This window comes from Paenibacillus tyrphae, assembly GCF_000722545.1.
Taxonomy (GTDB): domain Bacteria; phylum Bacillota; class Bacilli; order Paenibacillales; family NBRC-103111; genus Paenibacillus_G; species Paenibacillus_G tyrfis.
Window position 1 is genome coordinate 23,968 of sequence record NZ_JNVM01000024.1, and the last position, 26,295, is coordinate 50,262.

A 26,295-nucleotide genomic window follows, 5' to 3' on the forward strand; every position below is an offset into this window, starting at 1 on the left:
CTTTCTGCATTCGGTATTCTCCCTTTATCTTAGAACGTCCGCGGACAATACCGAATAGCCAAAGCGTCCGATTATTTGACCTTTTTTTCCGCTGGTCGGATAGCGTAGGGCGTCTCTATATAAAAACCGTAAGACAAGGAATACAAGGTCTTGGGACTAAATAGTGGTAACAGATGATTATGGGGGTAAAATACATATCCTTCCGGTTCATTCGGCAATAGGATTTTAAAATTAGTCACCATACTCAGACATGCAATAGTTCATGATATTACTTCGTACTTCCTGCCAAGTCTCGCCCCTGCATTCTAGTATTATATCTTCTATTATTTTTTTCGCTGTTTCATAGTCATACTTATCAACTATGATTAAACCTTTTTTAAAAACTGCCTTTTGGTTCTGTAGCACATACATTAATCTTTTAGGAGTAGTCAAGTTAAAGTAAAACACATCTACGTCTTTACTCCCCTCCTCTCCTATCTCTGCACTAAGTACTACCCAGAAATCATCATCTGAATCAGGAGGAAATACTACCCCTAGAAATTTTAAAGAAGGTTTAATCAAAATATAATCCTCCTTTATATGGATTAGCGGTTTTCGATGCTCCTCAGACATTGGACGATGCCAGCTAATAGTTCATTTTTAATATGTTATCGTGGCCGCTTACCCAAATGTATGCTATAAAGTTTCACGCTCTCTTCTTCGATCGTAAACACCACAATAACGTCCGCTTTAGACTTAAACCCTATCTGCGGGTTTTTAAAGGTATGCTGTTCATCCTCCTCCAGTACCACATTGAAATGCTCGGCATGGATAAGAAACTCCTCTGCGCTTACTGATTTATTGGGTAACCAGCCTTCAAGCTGCAATCCATGTGGAAATTCGACGATTTCATCAAAGTACAGATGAATGGATTGAAGAGTGGCGTGAGGATCATTGCTGGAAAAGGAAAGTTGTAACGAACCATAGTTTAAAATGTATGGTGTTGAGGAGACAGAAATATCCTGGGGTTCGCCTAGTAAGCCTTCCACAGTATCTCTTTTCAGACCTAACGAAATCTCTCCGAGCAGACCTGCTGAATAAATTTCATGAAAGATGACATCTTGGCACATCCCATTATTATTTTTCCAGCGCTTGCAACAGGAATCGCTCTAATTCCAAATGCTACGAATCGCCTATTTTTTCCATGGAAAATGTAAACTTTATCACCTTTTTCCCTTCCCTGTTGTAAAAAAATGTCCACAACCTATCCCCAATATCTGGATAACTTCTCTTTCCTTAGGATATCCTATAAACGAGTCCCTCCAAATTTCGACAAAATTCGCATATTGGGGCTTGACATGGGGGCTTGTTTAAAATATAGTAAACCCATCGGAATTAACCTTAACTGACTCGTCAGTTAAGTGGAGAGGGGCGATGGAAGCTGCCTGCTTTACCAGTACAAGAACAAGATCAGGACCGCCGTCAGCAGTTGATGGCCGCGGCTCTCGACTTATTTGCCCGCAAGGGATATCACGGCACCAAAATTTCCGACGTGGTCAAAGCTGCAGGGGTGTCGCAAGGCACGTTCTACTGGCATTTTCAAAGCAAAGAACAGCTCGCGCTGGAGTTAATCGAAGGCGGCAAAGAGAAGCTGATCCAAGTCATCGGGCAAGGCTACCGCAAGCACGCAGGTACAGTAGATGACATGGTGAGCTCGTCCGCGCGGCTGCTTACGGATCTGTTCGCATTCGCCGACCGGAACCGCGATCTGATGGCTCTGCTGCTTATGAAAGGCCAAGGCGCCGATCCGCCGGTGCGGGAAGCCGTCTCGCAGACCTGGATCGCGTTCGAGGAAGCGTTCAAAAGCAACATTGAGCGGGCCATCGAGCTCGGGATGCTGCCACGGACGAGCGATTTGTCGCTGCGGGCCAACATTCTCGTCTGTTTAATTACCGGCGTGCTGTCCAAATGGCTGTTCGGCCCCATGCACGATGTCGATTTCCAATCCGCGTATTCGCCGTCGGAGATCGCCGAAGAAACCGCCAAGTTCGAATTCCGAGGCTTGCTCGGATAACCTATATCACATCTACGAAGACCACAAGGAGGCAACTGTTATGTCTATCAAATTAAGCAAATTTGTGAAATCCGTTTCGCTGCTGAGCGTTCTTGCGATCGCGCTCGCGGGCTGCGGAAGCAAGCCAGCCCCGGCGCCGACACCGGATGCGAACGCCGGCAAGAAACCGGCCGAGACGACAACCGCCGCTAACTCGCTTGAGCAAATCAAGAAAGCCGGCAAAATCCGTGTCGGGCTCATGGGCACCTATGCCCCGTACAACTTCCTGAATGACAAACACGAGATCGACGGCTTCGATGCGGACGTTGCCAAGGCGGTATCGAAACGTCTGGGCGTTCAAGTCGAATTCATCACCGGTGAATTTTCCGGACTGATCGAAGGGCTGCAAAAGGACAAGTACGACGCGCTCGTAAGCCAGGTCACGATCACCGAAGACCGCAAGAAAACGATGGACTTCTCGACGCCTTACGTGAAAAACGCGGTGAACGTCATCGTCAAGAGCGACAACACAACGATCCAAAAGCTCGAAGACTTCAAAGGCAAAAAGATCGGCGTCGGGCTCGGCACGAACGACGAGAAATATTTGCGCGACGTCGCGATGCCGAAGGTCGGCACGTTTGAAATCGCCACATATAACGATGTCATCACGTCGCTGAAGGACCTGAATGTCGGCCGCATCGACGCGACGATCAATAACGTATTCGCCATCAAGCCGCTGATCGAGAAAAACCAGTTCAAGGTCAAAGCGGTCGGCGATCCGATTAAAGAGGATTTTGCCGGCATCGCCATCCGCAAGAACAACCCGGAACTGCTCGATGCGATAAATAAAGCGCTGGCTGAGATGAAAACCGACGGCACGTTCAAAGAGATTTTCCAAAAATGGTTTGGCGTAGACCCGAACTTCTAATCAGCGCGGACCGGGAGGATGCACGGCATGGAACTGGTTTTACAGAACTTCCAATTTCTATTGACGGGCGCGTATTATACGCTGCTGATCACGATCGTCTCGATGTTCTTCGGACTGATCATCGGAATGGCCGTCGCCATAGCCCGTCTCAAAGGAAATTGGCTCATAAGTAATCTGGCCAAAGGTTACGTGTCCATCATTCGCGGAACCCCGATTCTGGTACAGATCTTCATTATATATTTCGGACTACCCGACTACGGGATTACGCTCGGGCCGCTCACAGCGGCCTTTATTTCACTTAGTATCAACATCGGCGCCTACTTGTCCGAGACGTTCCGCGGCGCCATTCTTTCCGTTCCCAAAGGGCAGACGGAAGCCGCGCTATCGCTGGGCTTAACGCCCTGGCAGACGATGCGGCGGGTCGTGCTGCCGCAGGCTGCCCGTGTGGCGATCCCGCCGATGGGCAACACGTTCATCGGAATGCTGAAGGAGACGTCGCTCGTGTCCGTCGTTACCGTGACCGAGCTGCTGCGCTCCGCCCAACTGTTGATTGCGCAATATTATGTCGCCATGCCGTTTTATATCGCCATTGCTATTATGTATTGGGTGATGAGCATGTTCTTTTCGTACATTTTAGACCGCATTGAATCTCGTTTGTCAAAAGCTTATTAAGGGCGTGTGATCTGCATGATCGAGGTAAACCAACTCGGCAAAAGCTTCGGCGATCTGGTCGTCTTCCGCGACATCAATCTACATATTCGCTCCCGCGAAATCGTGGTCTTGGTCGGCCCGAGCGGCTCCGGCAAAAGCACGCTGCTGCGCTGCCTGAACGGGCTGGAGGAGCCTGACGCGGGATCGATCCGGATAGGCGATGCGGCATGGGACGCCTCCATGGACGCTGCAAGCAAGAAGCAGGCGATCCGGCACATCCGTACGTTAACCGGCATGGTGTTCCAGTCGTTCAATTTGTTTCCCCATATGACCGCCTTGGAGAACGTCATTATGGCTCCCACGATTGTCAAAAAGATGCACCAGAAGCAAGCCGTCGAAATCGGAGAATCGCTACTCGCCAAGGTGGGATTGCTCAATAAAAAGAACGAATATCCTTCCCGGTTGTCCGGCGGCCAGCAGCAGCGGGTCGCGATTGCCCGGGCTCTTGCCATGCAGCCGCAGATGATGCTGTTCGACGAGCCGACGTCCGCACTCGATCCCGAATTGACGGGCGAAGTGCTGTCCGTCATGAAGCAGCTTGCCGCGGAAGGCATGACGATGATCGTCGTCACCCATGAGATGAAGTTTGCGCGGGAAGCGGCGAACCGGGTTATTTTTATGAGCGACGGCAAAATTCAGGAAGAGGGCGCGCCGGAGCAGTTTTTCGTCCAGCCGCAGACGGAGCGGGCACGTAAGTTTTTGCGGCAAATCGAAGGCACGCCGGAGACGGAGTAACGAGTAAGATTTCGAAGGAGTGGACATTGTGGTTCCGAGCAAAGCAGAGCATTTGAAGAGCGTCGCGGAGCGGGCGCGGGCGATCATGGAGAAGGAAAATGTGGAAGCGCTCGTGGCGTCGAGCTGTGAAAATTTCTACTATCTGTCCGGTCACCCCAGCACGTTTATGTATACGCTGCGTATGAACGAAGTCGCGCTAGCCGTAATGTTCCGCGACCCGAGCCGCCGCACGGTGATCATCATGAACGAATTTGAGGCCGCGGGCGTTCCGGCGGATTTGCCCGGGTGCGAGCTGCGCACGTACCCGACCTGGGTCGACGTAGACGATCCGCTCGGGCTGCGCGGCGGCAATTACGAGGGGCGGCGGCCCGTGAACCATCAAGTACAGGAGATGTTCGGGCTGCTCGGGCAGGTGCTGGCTGAACACGGAATCAACGGCGGCAGGGTGGCCGTGGAACTGAACTCCATGCGGTATCCAGCCGTGAATGCGCTGCGCGAAGCCGTGCCGGGCTTGGAATTCACGGAAGCCGGAGCGATCCTGACCGAGCTGCGCGCGCTCAAGACGCCTTGGGAAATCGCGCAGCTGCGCAAGAGCTGCGCGTACGCCGAAATCGGCATCGCCGAAACGATTAAAGGAATCCGGGCGGGCAGCTCGGCCGCCGAAATTGCCGACGCCTTCCGGCTCGCGCTGCTGACCCATGCCGACGGCTCGTCCTCCCGCTTCCATATGATTTCGGTCGGGGCGCATTTTGCGCCTGCGCATATTTTCGACACGCGTCCGGGACAGCCGGGCGATCTGATCAAATTCGATGTCGGCGTCGACGTGGCCGGCTACGGCTCGGACATTGCGCGCACGTTCGTGCTCGGCTCGCCGTCCGATACGGTGAAGCGCATCTACGGTGCGCTGCGGGCCGGACACGACCGGCTGCTGGAGCTGATCGAGCCGGGGATGCCGATGAAGCACGCTTTTGACGAAGTGATGCCGCTGATCCGCCGCTCGGGCCTCCCAAATTACAACCGGGGCCATCTGGGGCACAGCGCGGGACTGAGCCTCGCCGCCGAGGAAGCCCCGTTCCTGAGCCCGTCGGAGGAAACCGTCTTCCGTCCGGGCATGGTCATCTGTCTAGAAACACCGTACTACGGCTACGGTGTCGGCTCGATCATGATCGAGGACATGGTGCTGGTGACGGACAACGGCTGCGAGCGGCTGAACAAGCTCTCGCGGGATTTGATTTCGTTGTAGATGGAAAAAGGTCAAAAAGACGCGTTTACGTTGTTCTGAGATTGTTGGGAAAGAGGTCAACTGAAGTATAGAGGTGTACGAGGGGGTGGGGTATCTACTTCCGGTCGCTGCTCCACCCCACAAAGTGAAGTTGAATCAGGGAAGCTTAATCCAAGTACTTTGCGGGGACCCCGGGTCTGCGGGAAATTTTGATTGGAAGCCGCTTAGCAGCGGGTATTTCCCGCAGACAAAGGCGAACGCTATCGCTTCTCCAGTGGATACCCTGCCTCCGTATGCATCTCTATTTTGTAAAAAACCTCTTTCTCAACAAGCTCCAGATACGTTTACGCTGTCTTTTTGACCTTTTTTACTTGGGCTATGGGCTATGGCTTAAAAACTTGCTTTACGGTCCCTTTACCGTCTTCGACCTCGATTTCGGCATACGCTCCGTTGATAAATGTCATCTGCGGCGGGACATGGCCGCAATCGATATCGTAAACAATAGGGACCTGCAGCTCTTCGGCCAGCTCTTGATAGACGTCTTCGGCCGTGTAGCCTTCTACCGGACGATTGGCGCTGCTGCGGCCAAACAGGATGCCGGAACAATGCTCAAACCAGCCGGCCAGCTTCATTTGCACTAACGACCTGCGCAAATCGGTTGTGGGGAGCTCGCAGTTTTCCAAATACCAGATGATAGGGTCCTCATGAATAAAATGCTTCTGGAAATGCCGCACATCGCCGAACGGGGTGCCGACCAAATGCCGGATGATATCGATACAACCGCCAAGCAAACGGCCTTGGATGTTCGTTTTTGCCCCGGACACGATTTTCCAATATGTAGGCTCCGTTAAATGGTAGATGCATGGCGAAGGATCGGCGTGTGTCCATTCCTTTTGATACTTCGGCGAGGAATGCTGAAGGACGGACTCGCCTGTTTTTGTCGATAAGACCGCTTGCCACATGGCGGTTGTCTCGTCGGAATATTCGCCTCGCAAATCGACCAGATTCGTTCCGTGAGCCGTCGCCAGGCCGGTTTTTAAAGTGAGCGCCAACAGCAATGCGCTGATATCCGAATAGCCCAAAATCCACTTGCTCGGCACATGCTCAAAATCGATGTACTCGAGAATCTCGATCAGCAGCTCTCCGCCCCAAGGCGGAATGATCATATCAATCGCGTCATTCTTCATCATAGCGTTAAATTCGTTCGCGCGGACTTGAGCCGGCGAGGACTTGGCCTTCTCCTGTGTCCACACCGTTTCTCCGCAAACGACGCCAAAGCCTCTGCTCTGCATACGGCTGCACGAGAACTTGATCAGCTCGTGCAGTTCCGGACTCACCCCGGAGGACGGAGCGGTTACGCCAATCGTTGCTCTTTCTTTGAAAACCGGATAGTTCATCGTAAGTCCCCCTCTCCCAATTTACACGATATTACCAAAACTAGCTTTTCGGAGCAACCGGAATTTCATCCTTGGTTTTATCCAGCTCCGCTTGTGAGCGGGCCTCGATTTGTTGCAACGCCGTTTCCGCCGTGCCCTTACCTTTTAATAACTTCTCCATCTCCTCGTTAATAATCGAATCGAAGGTCATCAAAAAGCCGCCGGGCAGCTTATCAAAGCCTTTATACATCGATTCGTTCGGCGGGGTTAATTCGTAGAAAGCTTTCACGTTTCTTTCCTCTTTAGGTATGGCGCTCAATCGGGCAGGTAAGGCTTTCAGGGTCGATTTGGTCATAATGCGGGCAAAAGCATCGCTATTCACGTATTCGATGAACTTCCAAGAGGCCGCGGGATTTTGTGCTTTCAAGCTGACCGAAAATATTTCATTCACCGACATGGAATTGCCGCTATTGGGGTTGCCCCGATCAACCGGAACGGTAACCATATCCCACTCAAAAGGTACCCCGTCTGTCGTACTTAATACATCGACGAAATCGACACCTTGAATCGTCATGGCGATTTGCCCGTTTAAGAACGGATACTGCTGCTTCAGCACCTCGTCTCTTTTGCTTCCCGGAGACGGCTTCGGGCTAGAGGCCAGGTCAGCCTTATAAAAATTCCCTTTCTGAAACGCCTCCGCAACCAGCTTAAAAATTTTCGTCCATTCGGGAGTGTTCAAGGTCATTTTCTTTGATTCGGGGTCCAAATATTTTAGCCCGTAGCTGGCGCCAACCGTCGTAGCGAATATAAACGGATTCGTCAGCTGACGGCCTTCCAAGCCGTAGACCGGGGGATCTTCGTTTTGCTTTGAAAATCGTTGAGATAACAAAATGAGCTCGTTCCAGCTCATTTTATTTTCCGGGAACGGGATGCCATGCTCCGCAAACAGCTTTTTATTGTAAAAAACGGCTTCGCAGTTAAAATAGGGAGCGAGTCCGTAAATTTTGCCGTCCCCCGCTCTTTTCAGATACTCCAGAACGCCTGAATAATAGCCTTTCGTATCAAAGGCGTCCTTTTTCATATCGGCGTCCAGCGCTTTGAGCTTGCCGGAACCTGCATATCTTTCGAATTGCTCCGAATCCAACAACAATACATCAGGATTGTAAAGCTGAACGTAATCGTCAAAGGCTTTTTTATTATCCTGCTGCGGCTTGTAAAGTCCGTCCAAAGGAAGAACCTCAACCGTGAGATCCGGATATTTGGCGCTAAAAAGATTTCCGTAGTTTTGCATAAAGCTGTTTTTGTTCCAATATACGACCTTGATGGAGCCCGAGAGCTTGTCCTGTTCTTTCGTGCTGGACATCCAGGTGCAGCCTGTTGCAATGCATGCCAGTCCGCCGACGACGCCAAGCAGCATAACCTTTTTCAACACCATCTACTCCTGTTCCTCTATTGAAATCTAAACCTGTTTTTCAAAATGCATCCAAACCTATTCTACCATTTTATGGTTCAAGATCTCAAAGAGAGTTGCGCATTGGTATAAAAAAAGATCTTGCCTCTATGAAAGAGACAAGACCTTTTTCCCTATATTGCTTTTTACCTTAGTTTGCGCTGTTAGCCGCGTCTGCGGAAGCCGCATCCTTATGTTGGCCAGGCTTGCGGTCTACGAATTTGCCGATCGCATCGTCCAGGTTCGATTTGATTTGGCTGATGAGCTGGTCACGGCTAATGCCTTTGTCCTGCGCGATTTCAGACAGCGATTTGCCTGCTTTCATCGCATCGGTGAGCTCCTGCTGGGTAATACCCAAAATCTTCGTCAGATTCTCGGGATTGCCCATCATCCCGAAAGCTCCTCTTTCGCCTTTTTCGCCGTGCTGACCTTGCGGCTTCGTCGCAGTTACGGCTTTCTTCAATTGGTCCGCCAGACCGGATTTACGCTTGTCCGCTTGATCCTGCGTGATCTTGCCCGCGCTCACCGCATCGTCAATCGCCTTCGTTTCGGTGTCGGTCAGCTTTTGGATGAGGGCGTCTTCCGTCAAGCCCCCTTTTTCTTGCGCGACTTGCGCCAGCGTTTTGTTTTGCTTCAGCTCGTCCATCAGCGTTTTCTCATCCAGGTTAAGCAGCGTGGCGGTTTCTTTCAGGATGTTCACGCCGCCGCGGAAGCTGTGCTCTTCCCGGCCGAAGCCGCCTTTGCCGAACTTCTCGTGCCCGTGTCCCTGCTGCGCGTTATCAGCGGTTGTGCCGCTTTCCGTAGTCGTTGTTGCTGCATACGCTTGAGTGTAATATAATCCGGCTCCTCCGAGAAGAAAGCCTGCTGCAATGGTTCCTGCCATCAATTTTTTTCCGATTGTTTTCATGGTTTCTTGTCTCCTTTGTTTTCGAATGTGTGTTTCACTTACACTTTGAAGTATAGGCGCTGTACATTAATGGAACCTTAGTTTGGGCTGAGCGTTGGTTGAGCGTAAGCTGAATAAATGCTGAATATGGAAAACAAGCCGGATGTTACCTCGCAGTAGGCAAGCACCGGCTTGTTTTGAATTTATTTGCTGTGGATGTTCCAGACCAAGTGCGCCACTTCCGCCCGCGTCGCTGGTTCCTTCGGGGCGAATTGGTTCGGCTGCCGCCCCTCGACGAGCCCGAGCTGGGCCAGCCCGGCTGCCGCCTCTTTCATGCCGTCCGGCATCCCAGCGTCATCCGCGAACGGCGACTTCGCTGCGGCGGGCAGCGTTTTGCCTGTTTTGTTCTCGTACAGCCATTTGGCGAGGAGCGCCAGTTCCTGGCGCACAACCGGTGCCGCCATATCCGCGCCGCCCAGTCCCAGCTCGTTCCACACCGGAACGTTCGCTTTCCCGGACAACGCCTTGGACACCATTTCGCCTACTTCTTGGCGGGACAAACCTGCGTTGGGGGCAAACCGCCCTTCACCCGCGCCGCTCATGACGCCTGTACCGGTCAACCCTTTGACCGCGGCATGCGCCCAATGACCGGACGGTACGTCGGCGAAGCCTTTGACGACGATCCGTCCCTCCGGCTGGACATCAATCTGCTTCTGCTTGGAAGCATACGCCGCAAGCAGTTCGAAATCCGTCAGCGCCTCCCCTGCGCCTACGAGAGGCTTTGCTTTGGCAAACATCGTGTAATTGTCGCCGCCGGTGAACATATAGTTGGACAAAGCCAACGTATAGACGGCGTCTTTGTTGATCGGCTGTCCGCCGATTCGAACGTTCCGCACCCGTTGGCCGGACGGCTTGTCCGCGTCGTATTCGTAGGTGATGCCGGCGACCTGCAAAAAGCCCCCCGCCAGCTTCTCCACGCCGGACACTCCGTTTTCGAGCGCGGCCAGCACCATCTCTCCGGTCGCTTCCACCTTCACGATCTTGTTGCCGAACGGCAATATCGATTTGGCGTCCTTTAGGGTAAAATCGCCTTTTTTGGCGCTTGCCCGAATACCGCCGCCGTTCGCAAAAGCGATGTCGGTCCCGTAATAATCGCGGTACGCGTCGGCAATCCAATTGCCGATGGCCGTTTCCCGGAAGCGGGATTCGTGGTTATCCCCGTAAGGCAAATCGCCGGTAAAAGAGGCCACCTTTTTGCCTAACTCCGCGTCCAGCTTGGTCTGATATCCGGCAGCCAGCTCGGCAAGCGACTTGTCCTCTTGAACGGTTTCGTCGACTTTCAATATCTCATGGGACAACCGGATCGTCCCGTCCGTCTCTTTGTACACGATGAGCCGGATGATCGACCCCATGTTGCCTTGAGGCGAGAAAATCAGCCGACTGCCGCCGTCGACCTCATAGACAAACGACTTCTCTTCCGCTTCCTCTTCGGTAAAGACCGCCCGGATGTCGGGAACGGCCGCCAGCAGCGCTTTATCGTCCGCTACCGGCTCCTGCGTCAACGCCACGATCAGATCCACTTTCGCTTGCTTCAGCTTGCCCACCGCTTTTTGCGCGGATTCGATGACATTCAGACTCTTGACCCGCTCATCCCGCACTGTCGTTTCCATGGCGCTGGTCAGGCCGAGGATGCCGATGCGGATGCCTTGTTTCTCCATGACAACGTACTCCGGCACTTGACCGAACGGCTTGCCGTCGCTTCCGATTAAGTTGGAGGAGATCCACTGAAAGCGCGAATTTTTGATCAACTCCAGCGTATTGGGGACGCCCGCGTCGAAATCGTGCTGCCCGAAATTCGCGATATCGACCGGAATCCGGTTAAAGGCCTCCACCATCGGATGCCCTTTAAAAACGCCGCCGAATAACGTCCCGCCTCCCAGATCGCCGCCGAAAGCAACGATTTTCTCGCCAGCTACACTGTCCACCAGCGTCTTCACCCGAGCCACGCCGCCGCGGGTGCCGAGCTTATCGGTCACCGGACTGATTTCGTGTCCGTCGTTGAAATATAGCAAGGATACGGATGGACTGCCGGACGCTTCCGCCCGGACACTTGTGATACTTCCGCTCCATGTCGGAATAGCCAAGCCAACCGCCAGCAGCGCGATGCCTAACGAACGTGCCGTCTTGTTCATGCTCCACCTCGTTGTTTAGAAGAATATGGCTGTTTCTCGTTGAACCATTATATTATAAAACCGCTTGGGACAAGGTTAAGTTTATATGAAGGCCCGCGGACCCGCGGAATAAAATCGGCCGGCGAAAGCCATGATATCGGTAAAGGAGGGATTTCCCATGAATATTATGGACGGGATGGACGCAGCCCGGTACAATTCGGCGAACCCGGACGATAAGACCAAAGAGAAAAAAGCCGAGGAAGACCGCAAAGAAATGCCGGCCCAAGTGCTGAGAAACTTGAACAACAAGTGACCGCTGGAGGGAAAGGAAATGAAAAGGAATTGCCAATGACCCCGGATACCAACAAAACGGCAGACGAAGACGCTCCGGATTTCCGAAGCCTGGAAGTCGATTCCGACGTCAATAACGATCCGAACCGTGAAGCGCTGCTTGACCAGTCGTTTCAGAGCTTTTACGAGAACATCCAGCAGCAGGTTCGGGCGAAAGAGGACATCACCAACGTCCCCGGGGAATCCGTGTTCGACGCGGCAATTGGTATGGACAAGGAACCGGAAGAAGAGGAATAGTGCCGCAAACAAGAGAAAGCTTCATCTGGCATGCCCGACACGGCATCGCTAGATGAAGCTTTTTTTGAATGGTGTTTTTCAGATGGATTGATATGCAAAAAAATCAATGCCCGATTTTCGGCGGCACTTTTTTTCGGAAGCGATATAATCATAATTAGTTCCGTAAGGCATCCATTGAATCCGAAACTGCAAGATTAAAGGAGGAGCAGAATGATACCGGCCGACATGAAACTCGTGTATTACCGGGCGCTTATCGATAAAAAGTCCGAATATGAGGGCATCTTCTATGTCGGCGTCAAGACAACCGGCGTGTTCTGCCGACCGACATGTCCGGCAAGAAAACCCAAATTTGAGAACTGCGAATTTTACGAGACGGCTAAGGAAGCCCTTCTGGCATCGTTCCGCCCCTGCCAGCGCTGCCGTCCGCTGTCTCATCCCAGCCATGTCTCGGAGCTTGTTCAAAAGCTAGTCAACGCAGTGGAAGAAAATCCGGAACGACGCTGGACGGAAGAAGACTTCCGGAAATTATCCGTGGATGCTTCAACGGCCCGACGCCAGTTCAAGAAGCGGTTCGGCATGACATTTGTCGAATATGCGAGAGCCCGTCGAATGGGAATCGCTCTGAAGCATATCCGGGCGGGCAGTGCGGTCATCGAAGCCCAACTATCCACCGGTTATGAATCCGGCAGCGGCTTCAGGGACGCGTTCTCCCGTATTATGGGTGCAGCGCCTGCCCAGTTGGGCAATCAACAGATTTTGAAGGCTTCGTGGCTGGATACGCAGCTTGGCCCAATGATCGCAATCGCTGATGATGAATCGCTTTATTTGCTCGAATTCGTAGACCGCCGGGGCTTGGAACGCGAGGTTGAACGTCTGAGAAGAAGGACAAAATCCGCGGTCATTCCAGGCAGCGCACCGCCGATCCGTTCGATTGAGAGTGAGCTGGAGGATTATTTCGAAGGCAAGCTAACGGAATTCAAAACGCCGTTGAGATTACTGGGATCGCCTTTTCAGAAGAGGGTATGGGAACAATTGCGGGAGATTCCACCGGGTCAGACGACTTCATATGCAGACATTGCCAAGGCGATTGGAAAGCCAGGCGCTTATCGCGCCGTAGCCCAAGCGAATGGCGCCAATCAGCTGGCGATTCTGATTCCATGTCACCGCGTTATCAACTTGAATGGCGACTTGGGCGGTTATGGAGGAGGTATATCGCGAAAACGATGGCTGCTAGGCCATGAGAAGAAATGGTCCACGGAGGAGCAAACAAGATGATGAAAATCATGCAGTCGGGCAAATGGTCCGTTTTATTCGTGGTCACGCTTGTGTCGTTTATTACCAATCTCGACGCGACGATCGTGGTCACCGGTCTGCCGCCGCTAATGGAGAATTTGCACCTTTCGATCGGAACCGGGATGTGGACGATTACTTCGTTTTACATCACAAGTACCGTATTCCTGCTTCCTTCCGGCAGATGGTCGGATATGCTCGGAACGAAACGTATTTTTCTATGGGGATTCGCTTTGTTTACGCTTGCTACCGCGCTTTGCGGTATGGCAGGCTCCGGCGAAGCGCTGATTGCGGCTCGTCTGCTGCAAGGTACCGGCGCCGCTATGGCGATGGCGGCATCCACTCCGATCTTAATACGGACATTTCCGCCCAATGAGCTCGGGGTCGCTCTCGGCATCAACAACATCGCATGGGTGACCGGCTCGCTCATAGGTCCAGTTCTCGGGGGCGTACTGATTGGCGAGTTCGGATGGCGCTCCATGTTCTACTCGGTCGTTCCGATCGGTGTCATAGGTTTAGCCGCCGGCATCGTCTTTCTTAGAGATACTTTTGCGGGTGAGAAGGTCAAGACTGACTGGCCCGGCCTATTGACGTTCGGGCCAGGGCTGACCGCCCTGCTTATCGCCTTGTCTGAGGGTCAGACATGGGGATGGGCATCGGGAAAGACACTCGGGCTGTTCGCAACAGCGATGTTCCTGTGGATTGCGTTCGTATTTATTGAGATGAAAGCGCGGCATCCGTTGTTTCATCTGAGCCTCCTTGCTTACCGAAACTATTCGATAGGGCTCGGGGTCACGATGGGCTACTGTATCGGTTATTTCGCCGTCACCATTCTTTTGACGCTGTATTTGCAAGGCGCTCAAAATCTCAGTCCATTGGAATCGGGACTCATGCTAATCCCGCTGTCAGTTCCCCAACTATTCACAGCTCCATTCGGAGGCAGGCTGGCCGACCGTTTCGGCCCCGCAAGAATGATTCTACTCGGGTCGTTCCTGATAGGCCTCGCGCTCCTGATGCTTGGGCAGCTCGGTCCCCATCTGTCGAACATCGCTGTCATCATCCCGCTTATGATCATTTCCGCCGCTACGGGACTTTCCTGGCCATCGCTTGCGAAAGCGGTATTATCGGCCGCTCCGCAAGAGCAAGCGGGTTCCGCATCCGGCATGTTCTGGACCGTATACAACATGTGCCGGGCAATCAGCCAGGCGCTTGCACTGGCAGTTGTGCAGTTGGTCGCCAAGTCCGATGTCGCTTCGAGGCTGCTATCCGGGGCAGGAGTTGAGGAATTGGGTCATCAATCAAAGGACACTCTGATCCATGCTTCGAACATCGGTTTCCGGTTCTTCGCAGTCTTTCTCGCACTCGCGGTCGTGCTCGGATTATTTCTGCTCCGACCGCAGAAGAAGATCGAAAGTGAGTCACGAGCCTAAAGAAACGAAATGGGTTTCGTTGAGGATCGCTGCAAAAATCTGTTTTCGAAACGCGCTCCTCTCCCGACTTTTGTTAAGGCCCTGTATGGCGGGTGGTCAGCCCACATGCCCGTTGCCCGATTCCAACGTACCGGCATTCTCATCGTTTCATCTTGACCTCGAGAACACTCTAGGTTCTATACTTGAAAAATCTCGAAACCTGGAGGGATGGTCTGATATGTTGAACGTGGAAGGAAAAGTCGTTATTTTGACCGGAGCATCAAGCGGTATCGGCGAAGCCACTGCCAAAGTGCTTGCCGCTAACGGAGCCAAGGTTGTACTTGCCGCTAGACGCGAGGAACGCTTGCAGCAGCTTAAAGCAAGCCTTGAAACACAAGGCGGCACCGCCATCTTTAAAACGACTGACGTTACTTCTCATAAGGAAATGGAAGAGCTTGCCGAGTTTACCTTCGATACCTTTGGACAAATTGACGTTCTGATTAACAACGCAGGGATCATGCCGCTTTCTTTTTTACACGAAAAGAAGGTAGACGAATGGGATCGCATGATTGACGTAAACATGAAAGGCGTGCTTTACGGTATTGCTGCGGTTCTTCCGTATATGCGGGAACGAAAACAAGGGCACATTATTAATGTTTCGTCCGTGACGGGACATATCGTAAGAAAAACATGGGCCGTCTATTCAGGAACAAAATTTGCCGTCCGGGCGATAACGGATGCTTTGCGGCAAGAAGAAGCCGAAAATAACATTCGCACAACGATTATTTGCCCCGGTGCCGTATCAACGGAGTTGGTTCATACCATTTCGAACGAAGACATTAAAAAAAGTATAAGCGATGCATTGCAAATTTCATTGCCGGCCGAAGCCATCGCCCATTCGATTCTATATGCGATTTCCCAACCGGAACATACGGCTGTCAATGAAATCATTGTAAGGCCGACGAACCAGGAATTATAATAATATTGCTTCCATTGCTCACCTTGTTACAGGTGGGCCTTTATTTTGAATAGGCTTCCACAGGAGGGATTCATGATGAGCTACACGATCGGTCAAGTGTCGGAGCAAACCGGCTTATCCATTCATACTTTGCGATATTATGAAAAGGAAGGCATTATGCCACTCGTGAATCGCAACGAAAGCGGCATACGCCTGTATGAAAGAAAAGACATTGAAATGCTTGAATTTATTTGTTGTCTTCGGGAGACGGGGATGTCCATTTCGGATATCAAGGAATTTGTACAGGGGAACAAGACTATCGACCAACGTATCTTCCTGCTTGAAAAGCAAGGGGAAAACGTAAAATCGCAAATCGATCGACTGATGTCGTATCAAGCCATGATTGATCGTAAAATTGATTTGTATAAAGCAATGAGGCACCCATCCTAGCCCTGCCGAATACTGACTATTTGTACAAATCTTGCGTCTTCCCGGACATCCGCCTGACCCGAAGGTCAAACGGATGTTGCCGGTTCAAGCAGAGGCTAGATCCCTCCTCTATTCGATTACTTCGCTACTCTCAACCGCGCCTGTCAGCGTACCGCTATCGAGACCGGGCCCGCTCCGCCCGTCTCTGCCAGGGGAAGGCTTCCACTTGAAGGTCACCGCCGACTTGGCCGGAAGCGTATAAGTGAACGACTGCGAATTCATACGCACCTTGAACGTCTTGGAGGCCGAACTGACATTGGCCGCAATCAAGACGAGCGAACCGTCCGGATTCCGGTAAGCGACGTTCTCGACGCTGCCGCCGAAGTTCGTGGAATCGATCCGCATCGCTCCCGGCGCGACGAATTTGCTCGCATGCCCGATCACGTAATATTCCACGTTTTTCGTCACGCTTCCGTTGTTCGGATCGATGGTCACCACGCCGCGGCAGTTCGTGCATCCGCCGTTGGTCGGACCGCCCTTCGGGTCGAGCGCCATGTTCCACAGCAGCACCGTTTTTGCCCAGTTCCGGGGAGAGCCGATCAGCAGATTGGACATGTTCCAGCTCAGATTATTGCCGAAATCCGTGCTCCATTCCCCGCCGCTGCATTCCGTAAAGTAAATGTTTTTCGACGGAAAAGCGTTGTGGACCGTCGTCATGGCGCTTGGCGACCCGCCGTAGCAATGAAACGCCGTTCCGTCCGTATAGGCGCTTGCCCCGCTATCCCCGAGCACGGTAGAAGCATAGTTCACGCCGATGTCCCAATTGTGGTCGAACGCGATGATTTTCGTCGATAAGCCGCCGCGCTGGAACGCCGGACCCAGGTAATTTTTAATGAAAGAAGCCTGCTCCGCCGCTCCCATGCTCATGCTCGGGTAGCTCGCCGTCGAATGCTCCGGTTCGTTCTGCACCGTGATTCCCCAGATCGGGATGCCGGCGTTTTTGTAAGCGTTGACGTATTTCACAAAATAATTGGCGTAGGAGGTGTACACATTCGGGATGCCGTTCAGCGATCCGCCATTGTATGTCGGCGTGCCGGATTTCATCCAAGGCGGCGCCGTCCATGGGGAGCCCAGTACCTTGAGGCTGCGATTTTTATCCAAAATCGCCCGCAGCACGCTCGTCACATCGGCGTCTTTGGCAATAGAGAAATGATTCAGCGGGTAATCGGTCCCGGAGGCGACATCGTCATACGTGTAGCTGCCGGCATTGCCGTTGGCGTCGACCGAATAGTCCGACGCTCCGATCGTGTGGCGGACAAAGCCGATGTTGATTCCCTTCTCGGTAAACAGATTGTTCAAAAGCGCCTCCCGCTGGCCCGGTGACATTTTCTTGTTGATCAAGTAAGCGGAGGAGCCGGTGATGGCGGCGCCGAAGCCGTCCATCGTCTGGTAAGTAAGACCGGGATTGATATCGATCGTCGTCGGATTCGAACCGCTGTCGTCCGAGAATTGCAGCGGCGCTTGCTTCGTGAGCAGACTCGTTTGATCCGCCGTTGTCAGCCAGGCGTCGACCGATCCGCCCGGGCCCGCATACGCGGACGGAGCTGAGATTCCCAAGAGCGTCAGCGCCAAACCGATCGAGAGCCACCGTTTGCTACTTTTCATTCCATTTCTTCCTCCTTTGAATTTACCGATTTTTTTTGGGGGAATTCCCCATTTCGAGCCATACCGGCGGGCGGATCACCTCCTTTCAAACGCCTGCCTCCCGCTACTTGATGCCCTTCTCGTCATAGTAAGCGTTCGCCTGCTTCTGCACGTAGTCCTGTACGGCGTCCACACCGGCCGCTTTCAGCTTGCTTCGGTAAGTGTCGAGCGCCTTATCCACGTCCGGGACGAGCCCCAGCATCAGCGGCTGCCCGTACTGCTGGAACACTTGGTTGACCGCCGCCAATTGCGATTTTACCGGTTCGTAATCCATCAGGATCGGGGCGAACAAATTCGGCTTGCTCTGGGACTTGAATTCCTCGTTTAACTTATCGAATCCCGCCCAGCCGCCTTCCTCGTTCCGCATGTTCGGCTCGTAGCGCCAGCCCCAGCTCGCAATGTCATACTTCTTGACCGCCTTGGGGTCCTGCCCTTTGGCCGGAACGACGATGTGCTTGCCGTCCGCGCTTTTGTCGTAATGAAGCCCTTCAATCCCGTAGGTCATCAGGTCAAAATACTTCGGGTCGTTCCGCAGCTTATCCAGCACCATCAGCGACCGTTCGGGGTTAGGCGCGTTTTTCGGAATCGCCATGCCGTTGTTGATCGACAGATTCGGCACCGCATACTTGTGAAACCGGGTGAACGGGAAGTAAACCAGCTCGATGTCCGGGTTGGATTTTTTCACATCGGTGATGAAGCCGCCCGCCGCAGCCGGATTCCGCCAATAGACCGCGCCCGTGCCCGCTTTGATCAGGTCACCCGCCTCCGTCTGGGAGGAAAGCGTATTCGAAGACCAGTAGCCTTTGTCCGCCCAGCTCTTCATCTTCTTCGCCCAGTCCGCGAACTCTTGCGTGAACGGATACGCCACGATCTCCCTCGGCTTATCGTACGATCGGGCCGCGATGACGCCGCTGTCGCCGCCGATCCCTTGAAAGTCGTGAACCGAGAAGAACAACGTGTTGATCTCGTTCCACGCCTTGCCGCCAATCGGGGTAACCTTCGGCTTCGCCTTTTTCACACCGTCCAAATACGCTTCAAGCGTAGCCAGATCCTTGATCTCAGGCAGGTTCAGCTCCTTGCGCCAATCCTCCCGGTACACGATACCATTGGGGGTATATTCCGAGAACGTGCTCGGCACGGCATAAATTTTGTCTCCGGTGGAGACATCGTTCCAATCCTGCTTCGGCACCGTCTTCCACGTTTCCGGCGCGTAGACCGGCAGCAGCTTCGACAAGTCGAGAAACGCTCCCTGCTTGGCATATTTATAGAAGCCGGCCCAGCTGGAAGCGAAAATCATATCCACCTTCTCGCCCGAGGCCAGCAGCAGATTGTACTTCGTCTGCCATTCGTTCCACGTCGTAAAATTCACCTTGACCGTCGTGTTCAAATCCTTCTCCAGCATTTTGTTCCATTCGTCGATGACCTTCTGGGAATCCTTATGCGCGTCGCCGAGCAGATACCAGACGAGTTGCACCTTCTTCGACGTGTCCGGCTTACCGGACTCCGTCTTGGCCGGATTCGCGCCGGGCTCCGCCGTCCCCTGCTTCTCTGAGCACGCGCCCAACAGTCCTGCCGCTAACGTCAGCGCCATGAGCGCCGATCCCACCGATTTTAGCCTACGGTTCATCCGCTTTCCCCCTATGGTTTCGAATTAGAAATTTCCTCATCCTATAAACGCTTTATATTCGTCTGCCTTAGCCCTTCACCGCACCGATCGTCAGCCCTTTGACAAAATAGCGCTGCACGAACGGATACAGAAACACGATCGGCCCCGTCACCACGACGGCTGCGGCCATCTTGAGCGTCTCCGCGGGCGGCTTGAAATCCGCGGACAAATTCCCGGCAACGCTCGTCTTAAGCACCGCAGCGCTGGCCAGTATTTTATATAGCAGAAACTGCAGCGGGTATTTATCCTCCGACGTCATGAAAATATTGGCCAGAAACCAGTCGTTCCAGTACGCCAGCGCGAGGAACAGGCCGATCGTGGCCAGTCCCGGCGTCGACAGTGGCAGAATCAGCTTCCAGTAAATCGTGAAATCTCCGGCCCCGTCGATTTTGGCCGATTCGGTGATCGAGTCTGGAATCGATTTCATGAAATTCTTCATTAAAATAATGTTCCACGCGCTGAGCATCGGCGGAAGCAGCATCGCCAAATAGCTGTCCTTAAGTCCCAGCACATTGACCACGACGATATACCACGGAATCAGCCCTCCGCTGAACAGCGTCGTAAAGTAGATGAGGAACGACACCGAGTTGCGGTATGCGAATTCTTTGCGGGAGAGCACGTAACCGGCCATGGAGGTCAGAAATAGCCCTAGCGCCGCGCCGACGATCGTCAAACCGGCGGTCACCTGGTACGCCTTGACCATCTGCATCGGATTGCTGAACACCGCTTGGTACGCTTCCCAAGACAGCGTGGTCGGGATCAGCTTGAAGCCTTCGGTAATAATGTCCATCTCCGAGGACAGCGACCCGGAAATAATGAGCAAAAACGGCAGCAGGCACACCGCCGCCAGCACGGTAATGACTGTATACCCTATTCCGTTGAACACGACCGTCGAAGCTTCCGTGCGGATCTTCACTTCCGTCCCCCTCCTCCTTTTTTAGAACAGCGCATAATCACTGCGGGCTTTTTTAATTACATAGTTGACGAGCATGACCAGCAGAAACCCAAAGAACGACTGGTACAGCCCCGCCGCCGTTCCCATGCCCATATCGAAATTAACCGTCAAAGACCGGTACACATATGTATCGATAATGTCCGTCGAGTCGAAAAGCATGCCGTTATTCCCGATGATCTGGTAAAACAAGTCGAACTGCCCTTTCAGGATGCCCCCAAGGCTGAGCAGAATGAGCAAAATGAACGTCGGCACAAGTAGCGGCAGCGTAATATGACGGATGCGCTGAAAAATATTCGCCCCGTCGATTTTCGCCGCTTCATGGTATTCGTCGCTGATGCTCATAATAGCGGCCAAGTAAATGACCGTGCCGTAGCCGAGCCCCTTCCACACATGGAAGAACACAATAATATATTTCCACGGCTCGGTGTTCAGGTAAAAATCGTAAGGCGGCAAGCCGAGCTGCTTCAGCACCGTGTTCACCACGCCCGTGTCGGAGTTGAACAGGTTGAAGACGAATGCCCCGACGAGCACGAACGAGATGAAAAAAGGCAGGAACATGACGGACTGCGTCGTCTTCTTGAACAGCTTGCCGGGAAGCTCGCTCAGGAACACGGCGCACAGAAGCTGCAGCGCATTACCCAGCAGGATGAACGCCAGATTGTAAAGAATCGTGTTTTTCGTCAGGTTGTACAAGACGCCGGATTCGAACAAAAACTCGAAGTTCTGCATGCCCACAAACGGACTGCCGAACAACCCACCGTCAAACCGGTAATTCGTAAACGCGTAATACACCCCGGCCATCGGCAAATAGCTGAACACTGCGAAAAAGAGCAGCACCGGCAAGATCATCATCCACAGCACTCGATTGACCCGGAAATCCTTCAAAAGTATGATCATAATAGCCTCACGTCACCTCCTTGTAAAATGAAATCGATTTCTTTTTGGTGTAAAAATAAAACGCCATTTTCCACGATTTCGGACATTATTCAACTCATAATTAATGAAATCGATATCATTTTCATGTTCGAACTCCCCTTCATGTAAAATAAATAGCGTTTTTTAACGATTTTCAGCCCATTCGACAAAAATGATTTGAAATCGATTTCAGGATAAATTATAATAAAGCCATTCCTTCATTGTCAAATATAAATTTCCAGTAAGGTTGATGCATATGGATATCAAAATCGTCGACGTCGCCGCCAAGGCGGGCGTCTCGCCGGCCACCGTCTCCCGAGTGCTGAACGAAAGCAGCAGCGTCACGTCGAAGACGAAAGCAAAAGTCATGAAAGCGATCGAGGAGCTTGGGTACCACCCCAACGCCGTCGCCAAAAATTTGCGCTCGCAAAAATCGATGACGATCGGAGTCATCGTACCCGATATCAACGCCTCGTATTTTGCCGAGATTATTAAAGGGATCGAGAATGTGGCTTACGCCCGCAAATATAAAGTCATCATCTGCGACGCGGAGAACCAGAAGGAGAAGGAAGCGGAATATTTGACGCTGCTGATGAACCGGACGGTGGACGCCGCCATCCTGATCGCTCCGCTGATGTCGGATGAAGAAATCTGCCAGATTTCCGAAAAGGGATACACCCTCGCGGTCGTCGGGCGGTATATCGAGCACGATCGCATCCCTTGTATTTATACGGACAACGTGAAGTTTTCTAAAGAAGTCGTGCAGCATCTCGTCGAAAACGGACACCGGGATATCGTGTTCCTTAGCGGCTACGCGGAAGCGATAGACAGCTACGAAAGACTGGAGGGCTACTTGAAGGCGCTTCGGGACTATCACATCCCCTTCCGTCCCGAGCTGATCGAGAACGGTAACTTCAACGAAGAAGGCGGCTACGAGGCGATGAAGCGGCTGTTCGACAAGAACCTGCATTTCACGGCTGTTTTTGCCGCCAACGACGAGATGGCCCTGGGCGTGTACAAAGCCTGTGCCGAGCGCGGCATCGCGATCCCGGCCCAGCTCGCCGTCGTGGGCGTCGACAACAACCGGATCAGCAAGTACATCACGCCAACCTTGAGCACCATAAATCAGCCGAAGTACACGATGGGCGCCCTGCTCGTTGAGAAGCTGATCGACCAGATGAACGAGAATCAGTTCCACGACAAGCGCACGTTTAAGGTGGATTCGGAGTTAATCGTCCGCGGATCGTCGAATTTCCGGCGGGAGTAAAGGAATAGGCAAGGGGACTGGAACGATACATCCGTCCCCTTGTTTTTTGCCTTTGTCTACAGCTACACAGTGTTCAGCTTGCTTGTCATTACATGTTAACGCTGTTTCTCAAAATGTAGAATTCTCATACATTTAAACTATCCCGCCCGTTTTAACAATAGAGCAGCCGCATAGATTCGATTTCATGTACGTAATGGCTTCAATAGGTCCGTTATTTTTACATCACTCCCGAATTGCCAGAAAAACTCCACGTAAAAGCTCAGGTCCTCTGCAGTGATCCGGATGGGTTAAGAGCGACCTAAAGGGAAATTCATGGAAAATCGGAGGTCATAATGGTAATGGATATTTCCAATCCTTTTGTAAAGCTAGATTTCTTTGAAGTCGATCAAGGTCGTTGGCTGGATTTTGAGAAGCTTTTTGAAAGTCGGGGCGGACCAAAGAATTGCTGGTGTATGGTTTGGCGCGGGAAACCTGAGGATCGGAAAAACAAGGTAAGCAAAAAATCTGCGATCCGGAACATGGTTCAAGAACATGTTTCCATAGGCATCTTGGGATATGCGGGCGACGAGCCTGTAGCATGGTGCTCCATCGCTCCGCGCTCAACTTATCGTGACCTCGGAGGGTTATACGAAACAAATGAGAATCCCGATCATGTTTGGTCTTTGGTTTGTTTCTATGTTGCTCGTGAGTTTCGCGGACAAGGGGTCATGAGACAACTGCTTCAAGCGGCTGTTGAATATGCCCGTCAAAGGGGCGCAACCGTTGTTGAAGCCTACCCTGTTGCCCCCGATTCTCCAAGTTATCGTTTTATGGGATTTGTTCCGCAATTTAAAGAGTTCGGTTTTGTCGAGGTAGGTACTGCGGGAAGTCGGCGCCATGTGATGCGTCTCATGCTGCATTAGCTCACCGACTGCCACGTCAGTCCATAACAAATTATTTCTCCGGAATGGCCTGCGACAGCGCCCGAACCAGGTTGAGCAGCGATGACAAGGTGTTCGTATCCGTCACGCTGCCATCCGGCCCGATCATTTTACTCACGAACGGAACGGCAAGTGATGCTTCGTCCGGGATAGCCGCACTCATCATCTTTAGAGTTAGTGTCAGCGACTGCAGCGCTATAGCACCGCCATCCGGATGCGGAGACGCGCTTATGACCGCCGTCGGCATGTTCATGAACTCGCCCGAGGATACGACCCAGTCCAGCGCATTCTTGAGGGAGCCTGGCACTCCTCGCGCATATTCCGGCGTACAGATCATGATCGCATTCGCCGCTCGCAGCTCCTCCCGCCATTCGTGCACCGCCCCGTGCAATTGAGCTTCGTCACCGTCTAAGTCTGGACTGAAATGTGGTAGACTCGCGAGCCCCTGATACATACGAAACTCTATACCGGCGGGCATCATTCCTCCGATGAACGAGAGCAGCCGTGTATTAGACGATTGCTTGCGCAGACTTCCGGATACTCCTAGCACTACTAGATTTCGTTGTTCCATTCATTCACCCTCTTTTCCATTCGTTATCAGGATTATAAACCATACCATTAATGTCATAGTCAATAGGACCATAATTGATTTTTCAACGAACATCAGCTCCCTGATCATCAAGATCTCGGGAGCTTTTTTATGCAGCAAGAAAAAACTGGACAAACCACCGCTGCCAACTTATATTAACATTATGAATATGAATAATGATTATATCATCAAAGGAGGCTGCGCCGATGCAACTGCAGGCAAAATATGTGGCTCTTGCCCTTTTAAGCAAGCGGCCGATGACCGGGTACGAAATCAAAAAAAATTTTGAAGGACCGATCTCCTTTTTCTTCGAAGGAAGCTACGGAAGCGTCTATCCGACGCTCAAAAACTTGGAAAAGGAAGGCTGTATCGAGAAACGCACGATTATACAGGAGGACCGCCCGAACAAAAACGAATATTCCATTACGGAGGCTGGCCGAGTGGTTCTGGCTCAATATTACGAGCAGCCGATCGAGGAAGATAACGTGCGCTCCGATGTGTGCATGAGGCTGTTTTTTGGCGGGAAAATGGACGAGGGCGAAATGCTGGATTGGATCAGGCAAAGCCGTAGGCAGCACGAAGCGAAGCTGAGCATCCTTCAAGGGATGCATGACCAATATCATCAGCAGATGCCCAAGCATCAGCTGCTGTCCCTCACCATCGGGATTCGTTATCACCAGGCCAAAATCGATGCCCTGCTGGAATGCGCGGCAATGCTGGATCATCACGAGGAGGAGAAATGAACATGGGAGCGTTGATTTTTCTTCATGTGCTTGGGGCCGTATTGTTTCTCGGCAACATCATTACGGCGGCGTTCTGGAAGCTGTCGGCGGAGCGCGGTCAAGATCTGGCCCATCTCCGGCGGGTGGCGCGCAATGTCATGCACGCCGATTATTGGTTTACGCTGCCCGGCGTTATCCTGCTGCTTGCGACAGGCCACATCATGGCCGCCTTGAACGGGTATTCGCTCGCGGAGCTGAATTGGATGACAGCGTCGGAAGCGTTGTTTGTGCTCAGTGGCTTGATCTGGGGCATTCTCCTCATTCCCGCCCAACGGACAATGATGAAGCAAAGCGTCATCGCAGAGGCGGAAGGCGCGCTTACCGCAGCGTATCGGAAAGCTTCCCGCACATGGGATGTGTTCGGCACGCTGGTCATCCTCATCCCGCTGTTCGTGCTGTACTTGATGCTGGTTAAGCCGTTCTGAGGAACATGAGCCATGACCAAATAGAACGAAAAAACATAAAATGATCTTCGCGAAATGTCGAAGATCATTTTTTTTATTTGGCCGGCGTACTGCGGAGCAGTACAAACTACGACATAGTCTTGGTAAAAATGTGGAAATTTTCACATGAATTCAAAGTCTAATATTGCCGATATAAGGAACAAGTACTTATTAAATGGGAACTCCTCCTCTCCTAGCATAAACGAAACCACGGATAAAAAGGCGGCATGAACGATGGAATCTATGGACGAAAAAATACTCGAATGGAAGCAACAGATCAAGGCAGGCGAAGCCCCGCCCCCGGCAAAAGAAATGCTGTCGCAGCAAGAAGTGAGCGCAAGCATCATGGAAGGTGCGCTTCATACGAAATACGGATCGATGGAATTTGAAGAGATTCTCATCCCGGAGTACGCCCTGTCTACCCGTCTTCCCAAAGGGTTCGCCCTAATGCCGGAGCCGATTGCCAGAGCCAAATACCCCTTCGAGTCAAGACCGAAGTACATTTACAGCGATCCGGCGTATGACACCAGTCTAGGCTTTCAATACACCCCCCAGCCGCTTCAGGATGACGAAGTCGAAGCGGCCAAGGACGCTATGCTGGATATGATGACCAAATTTCAACCTTCCAACGATTGGATCGATAACGGCGTCACACAAGTGAATGATAAAACGATAGGTTACCTGCTTTTTCTCAGTCCCGCTTTGGACGGGAAGGTGTTCAATCTCGTATATTTGACGGCATGGCGCGGCAAAGGACTGGTTTGCAATTTCAACTGCAGGGAACAGGAACGACGAATTTGGAAGCCGATTGCCATGGGCCTCATGGAATCGCTGAAAGAGATTCGCAAGTAACGGAAGGGAGTTCAGTA

The 26,295-nt window shown here is 52.3% G+C and carries 27 protein-coding genes; 16 read left to right on the plus strand and 11 right to left on the minus strand.

Going from position 1 to position 26,295, the window contains the following annotated elements; genetic code table 11:
* Nucleotides 1–231 precede the first annotated feature (231 nt).
* Complete coding sequence (locus tag ET33_RS26200) at nt 232–561, minus strand: Imm8 family immunity protein (RefSeq protein ID WP_036689168.1); 330 nt, start codon at nt 559–561, stop codon at nt 232–234.
* Nucleotides 562–647: 86 nt separating this feature from the next.
* Nucleotides 648–1,109 (minus strand): hypothetical protein, encoded by a 462-nt coding sequence (locus tag ET33_RS26205; RefSeq protein WP_036689171.1) that lies wholly within the window; start codon nt 1,107–1,109, stop codon nt 648–650.
* A gap of 362 nt (nt 1,110–1,471) precedes the next feature.
* On the opposite strand from ET33_RS26205, the gene ET33_RS26210 reads away from it, so the two are divergent.
* The 5 genes from ET33_RS26210 to ET33_RS26230 are packed head-to-tail and all read left to right on the plus strand — an operon-like array spanning nt 1,472 to nt 5,649.
* Nucleotides 1,472–2,053 (plus strand): TetR/AcrR family transcriptional regulator, encoded by a 582-nt coding sequence (locus tag ET33_RS26210; protein WP_036689174.1) that lies wholly within the window; start codon nt 1,472–1,474, stop codon nt 2,051–2,053.
* Between the two features lie 40 nt (nt 2,054–2,093).
* Nucleotides 2,094–2,960, plus strand: a complete 867-nt coding sequence (locus ET33_RS26215; protein ID WP_036689176.1) for a transporter substrate-binding domain-containing protein — start codon at nt 2,094–2,096, stop codon at nt 2,958–2,960.
* Between the two features lie 27 nt (nt 2,961–2,987).
* Nucleotides 2,988–3,632, plus strand: coding sequence for an amino acid ABC transporter permease (locus ET33_RS26220; RefSeq protein ID WP_036689178.1), 645 nt, complete (start codon nt 2,988–2,990; stop codon nt 3,630–3,632).
* Between the two features lie 15 nt (nt 3,633–3,647).
* Nucleotides 3,648–4,406 carry an amino acid ABC transporter ATP-binding protein gene (locus ET33_RS26225; protein WP_036689180.1) on the plus strand — a complete coding sequence of 253 codons (759 nt, stop codon included), beginning with the start codon at nt 3,648–3,650 and terminating at the stop codon, nt 4,404–4,406.
* Nucleotides 4,407–4,434: 28 nt separating this feature from the next.
* Entirely contained in the window at nt 4,435–5,649 is a 1,215-nt protein-coding gene (locus ET33_RS26230; protein ID WP_036689183.1) for a M24 family metallopeptidase, read from the plus strand.
* A 362-nt stretch (nt 5,650–6,011) separates the two neighbouring features.
* Here the strand turns inward: ET33_RS26230 and ET33_RS26235 are convergent, their stop codons facing one another.
* The 4 genes from ET33_RS26235 to ET33_RS26250 all read right to left on the minus strand — a co-directional run bounded on the left by ET33_RS26235 (nt 6,012) and on the right by ET33_RS26250 (nt 11,532).
* Nucleotides 6,012–7,025 carry a S66 family peptidase gene (locus ET33_RS26235; RefSeq protein ID WP_036689185.1) on the minus strand — a complete coding sequence of 338 codons (1,014 nt, stop codon included), beginning with the start codon at nt 7,023–7,025 and terminating at the stop codon, nt 6,012–6,014.
* 40 nt (nt 7,026–7,065) lie between these two features.
* Nucleotides 7,066–8,433: an ABC transporter substrate-binding protein gene (locus ET33_RS36690; RefSeq protein ID WP_161783571.1), complete on the minus strand. Its 1,368-nt coding sequence runs from the start codon at nt 8,431–8,433 to the stop codon at nt 7,066–7,068.
* Nucleotides 8,434–8,605: 172 nt separating this feature from the next.
* Nucleotides 8,606–9,361 (minus strand): hypothetical protein, encoded by a 756-nt coding sequence (locus ET33_RS26245; protein ID WP_036689187.1) that lies wholly within the window; start codon nt 9,359–9,361, stop codon nt 8,606–8,608.
* Nucleotides 9,362–9,543: 182 nt separating this feature from the next.
* Nucleotides 9,544–11,532, minus strand: coding sequence for a 5'-nucleotidase C-terminal domain-containing protein (locus ET33_RS26250; RefSeq protein WP_036689190.1), 1,989 nt, complete (start codon nt 11,530–11,532; stop codon nt 9,544–9,546).
* 157 nt (nt 11,533–11,689) lie between these two features.
* On the opposite strand from ET33_RS26250, the gene ET33_RS40315 reads away from it, so the two are divergent.
* The 6 genes from ET33_RS40315 (at nt 11,690) to ET33_RS26275 (ending at nt 16,206) form a co-directional block, all read left to right on the plus strand.
* Nucleotides 11,690–11,824 carry a hypothetical protein gene (locus tag ET33_RS40315; RefSeq protein ID WP_010500956.1) on the plus strand — a complete coding sequence of 45 codons (135 nt, stop codon included), beginning with the start codon at nt 11,690–11,692 and terminating at the stop codon, nt 11,822–11,824.
* A 35-nt stretch (nt 11,825–11,859) separates the two neighbouring features.
* Entirely contained in the window at nt 11,860–12,099 is a 240-nt protein-coding gene (locus tag ET33_RS26255) for a hypothetical protein (protein WP_036689194.1), read from the plus strand.
* A 210-nt stretch (nt 12,100–12,309) separates the two neighbouring features.
* Nucleotides 12,310–13,374, plus strand: a complete 1,065-nt coding sequence (locus tag ET33_RS26260) for a bifunctional transcriptional activator/DNA repair enzyme AdaA (RefSeq protein ID WP_036689201.1) — start codon at nt 12,310–12,312, stop codon at nt 13,372–13,374.
* Entirely contained in the window at nt 13,371–14,819 is a 1,449-nt protein-coding gene (locus ET33_RS26265) for an MFS transporter (RefSeq protein ID WP_081890506.1), read from the plus strand. Before ET33_RS26260 ends, ET33_RS26265 begins: the two co-directional genes overlap by 4 nt.
* Before the next feature lie 217 nt (nt 14,820–15,036).
* Nucleotides 15,037–15,777 carry an SDR family oxidoreductase gene (locus tag ET33_RS26270; RefSeq protein ID WP_036689202.1) on the plus strand — a complete coding sequence of 247 codons (741 nt, stop codon included), beginning with the start codon at nt 15,037–15,039 and terminating at the stop codon, nt 15,775–15,777.
* A 75-nt stretch (nt 15,778–15,852) separates the two neighbouring features.
* Nucleotides 15,853–16,206 (plus strand): MerR family transcriptional regulator, encoded by a 354-nt coding sequence (locus ET33_RS26275; RefSeq protein WP_036689203.1) that lies wholly within the window; start codon nt 15,853–15,855, stop codon nt 16,204–16,206.
* Nucleotides 16,207–16,314: 108 nt separating this feature from the next.
* Here the strand turns inward: ET33_RS26275 and ET33_RS26280 are convergent, their stop codons facing one another.
* The 4 genes from ET33_RS26280 to ET33_RS26295 form a co-directional block, all read right to left on the minus strand.
* Nucleotides 16,315–17,850: a glycoside hydrolase family 30 protein gene (locus ET33_RS26280; RefSeq protein ID WP_036689205.1), complete on the minus strand. Its 1,536-nt coding sequence runs from the start codon at nt 17,848–17,850 to the stop codon at nt 16,315–16,317.
* 103 nt (nt 17,851–17,953) lie between these two features.
* A complete protein-coding gene (locus ET33_RS26285) occupies nt 17,954–19,516 on the minus strand; it encodes an extracellular solute-binding protein (protein ID WP_036689208.1) in 1,563 nt (520 codons plus the stop codon).
* 67 nt (nt 19,517–19,583) lie between these two features.
* A complete protein-coding gene (locus ET33_RS26290) occupies nt 19,584–20,471 on the minus strand; it encodes a carbohydrate ABC transporter permease (RefSeq protein WP_036689212.1) in 888 nt (295 codons plus the stop codon).
* Between the two features lie 21 nt (nt 20,472–20,492).
* Nucleotides 20,493–21,407, minus strand: a complete 915-nt coding sequence (locus tag ET33_RS26295; RefSeq protein WP_036689216.1) for an ABC transporter permease — start codon at nt 21,405–21,407, stop codon at nt 20,493–20,495.
* A gap of 274 nt (nt 21,408–21,681) precedes the next feature.
* Between ET33_RS26295 and ET33_RS26300 the strand changes: the two genes are divergently transcribed.
* Nucleotides 21,682–22,692, plus strand: coding sequence for a LacI family DNA-binding transcriptional regulator (locus ET33_RS26300; RefSeq protein ID WP_036689220.1), 1,011 nt, complete (start codon nt 21,682–21,684; stop codon nt 22,690–22,692).
* A gap of 338 nt (nt 22,693–23,030) precedes the next feature.
* Nucleotides 23,031–23,594 carry a GNAT family N-acetyltransferase gene (locus ET33_RS26305; RefSeq protein ID WP_036689221.1) on the plus strand — a complete coding sequence of 188 codons (564 nt, stop codon included), beginning with the start codon at nt 23,031–23,033 and terminating at the stop codon, nt 23,592–23,594.
* Between the two features lie 31 nt (nt 23,595–23,625).
* Here ET33_RS26305 and ET33_RS26310 read toward each other — a convergent pair whose 3' ends face one another.
* Nucleotides 23,626–24,183, minus strand: a complete 558-nt coding sequence (locus ET33_RS26310; protein ID WP_036689225.1) for an NADPH-dependent FMN reductase — start codon at nt 24,181–24,183, stop codon at nt 23,626–23,628.
* 224 nt (nt 24,184–24,407) lie between these two features.
* On the opposite strand from ET33_RS26310, the gene ET33_RS26315 reads away from it, so the two are divergent.
* The 3 genes from ET33_RS26315 (at nt 24,408) to ET33_RS26325 (ending at nt 26,278) form a co-directional block, all read left to right on the plus strand.
* Complete coding sequence (locus tag ET33_RS26315; protein ID WP_036689228.1) at nt 24,408–24,944, plus strand: PadR family transcriptional regulator; 537 nt, start codon at nt 24,408–24,410, stop codon at nt 24,942–24,944.
* 2 nt (nt 24,945–24,946) lie between these two features.
* Nucleotides 24,947–25,408 (plus strand): DUF2269 family protein, encoded by a 462-nt coding sequence (locus ET33_RS26320; protein ID WP_036689229.1) that lies wholly within the window; start codon nt 24,947–24,949, stop codon nt 25,406–25,408.
* Nucleotides 25,409–25,660: 252 nt separating this feature from the next.
* Nucleotides 25,661–26,278: a hypothetical protein gene (locus ET33_RS26325; protein ID WP_036689231.1), complete on the plus strand. Its 618-nt coding sequence runs from the start codon at nt 25,661–25,663 to the stop codon at nt 26,276–26,278.
* The last annotated feature ends 17 nt before the right edge of the window (nt 26,279–26,295 follow it).

Coding starts and splice junctions, on each gene's coding strand:
- ET33_RS26205 (WP_036689171.1), bottom strand. CDS start 1,109: ATGTGCCAAGATGTCATCTTTCATGAAATTTATTCAGCAGGTCTGCTC.
- ET33_RS26210 (WP_036689174.1), top strand. CDS start 1,472: ATGGCCGCGGCTCTCGACTTATTTGCCCGCAAGGGATATCACGGCACC.
- ET33_RS26215 (WP_036689176.1), top strand. CDS start 2,094: ATGTCTATCAAATTAAGCAAATTTGTGAAATCCGTTTCGCTGCTGAGC.
- ET33_RS26220 (WP_036689178.1), top strand. CDS start 2,988: ATGGAACTGGTTTTACAGAACTTCCAATTTCTATTGACGGGCGCGTAT.
- ET33_RS26225 (WP_036689180.1), top strand. CDS start 3,648: ATGATCGAGGTAAACCAACTCGGCAAAAGCTTCGGCGATCTGGTCGTC.
- ET33_RS26235 (WP_036689185.1), bottom strand. CDS start 7,025: ATGAACTATCCGGTTTTCAAAGAAAGAGCAACGATTGGCGTAACCGCT.
- ET33_RS26245 (WP_036689187.1), bottom strand. CDS start 9,361: ATGAAAACAATCGGAAAAAAATTGATGGCAGGAACCATTGCAGCAGGC.
- ET33_RS26250 (WP_036689190.1), bottom strand. CDS start 11,532: ATGAACAAGACGGCACGTTCGTTAGGCATCGCGCTGCTGGCGGTTGGC.
- ET33_RS40315 (WP_010500956.1), top strand. CDS start 11,690: ATGAATATTATGGACGGGATGGACGCAGCCCGGTACAATTCGGCGAAC.
- ET33_RS26255 (WP_036689194.1), top strand. CDS start 11,860: ATGACCCCGGATACCAACAAAACGGCAGACGAAGACGCTCCGGATTTC.
- ET33_RS26260 (WP_036689201.1), top strand. CDS start 12,310: ATGATACCGGCCGACATGAAACTCGTGTATTACCGGGCGCTTATCGAT.
- ET33_RS26265 (WP_081890506.1), top strand. CDS start 13,371: ATGATGAAAATCATGCAGTCGGGCAAATGGTCCGTTTTATTCGTGGTC.
- ET33_RS26270 (WP_036689202.1), top strand. CDS start 15,037: ATGTTGAACGTGGAAGGAAAAGTCGTTATTTTGACCGGAGCATCAAGC.
- ET33_RS26275 (WP_036689203.1), top strand. CDS start 15,853: ATGAGCTACACGATCGGTCAAGTGTCGGAGCAAACCGGCTTATCCATT.
- ET33_RS26280 (WP_036689205.1), bottom strand. CDS start 17,850: ATGAAAAGTAGCAAACGGTGGCTCTCGATCGGTTTGGCGCTGACGCTC.
- ET33_RS26285 (WP_036689208.1), bottom strand. CDS start 19,516: ATGAACCGTAGGCTAAAATCGGTGGGATCGGCGCTCATGGCGCTGACG.
- ET33_RS26295 (WP_036689216.1), bottom strand. CDS start 21,407: ATGATCATACTTTTGAAGGATTTCCGGGTCAATCGAGTGCTGTGGATG.
- ET33_RS26300 (WP_036689220.1), top strand. CDS start 21,682: ATGGATATCAAAATCGTCGACGTCGCCGCCAAGGCGGGCGTCTCGCCG.
- ET33_RS26305 (WP_036689221.1), top strand. CDS start 23,031: ATGGATATTTCCAATCCTTTTGTAAAGCTAGATTTCTTTGAAGTCGAT.
- ET33_RS26310 (WP_036689225.1), bottom strand. CDS start 24,183: ATGGAACAACGAAATCTAGTAGTGCTAGGAGTATCCGGAAGTCTGCGC.
- ET33_RS26315 (WP_036689228.1), top strand. CDS start 24,408: ATGCAACTGCAGGCAAAATATGTGGCTCTTGCCCTTTTAAGCAAGCGG.
- ET33_RS26320 (WP_036689229.1), top strand. CDS start 24,947: ATGGGAGCGTTGATTTTTCTTCATGTGCTTGGGGCCGTATTGTTTCTC.
- ET33_RS26325 (WP_036689231.1), top strand. CDS start 25,661: ATGGAATCTATGGACGAAAAAATACTCGAATGGAAGCAACAGATCAAG.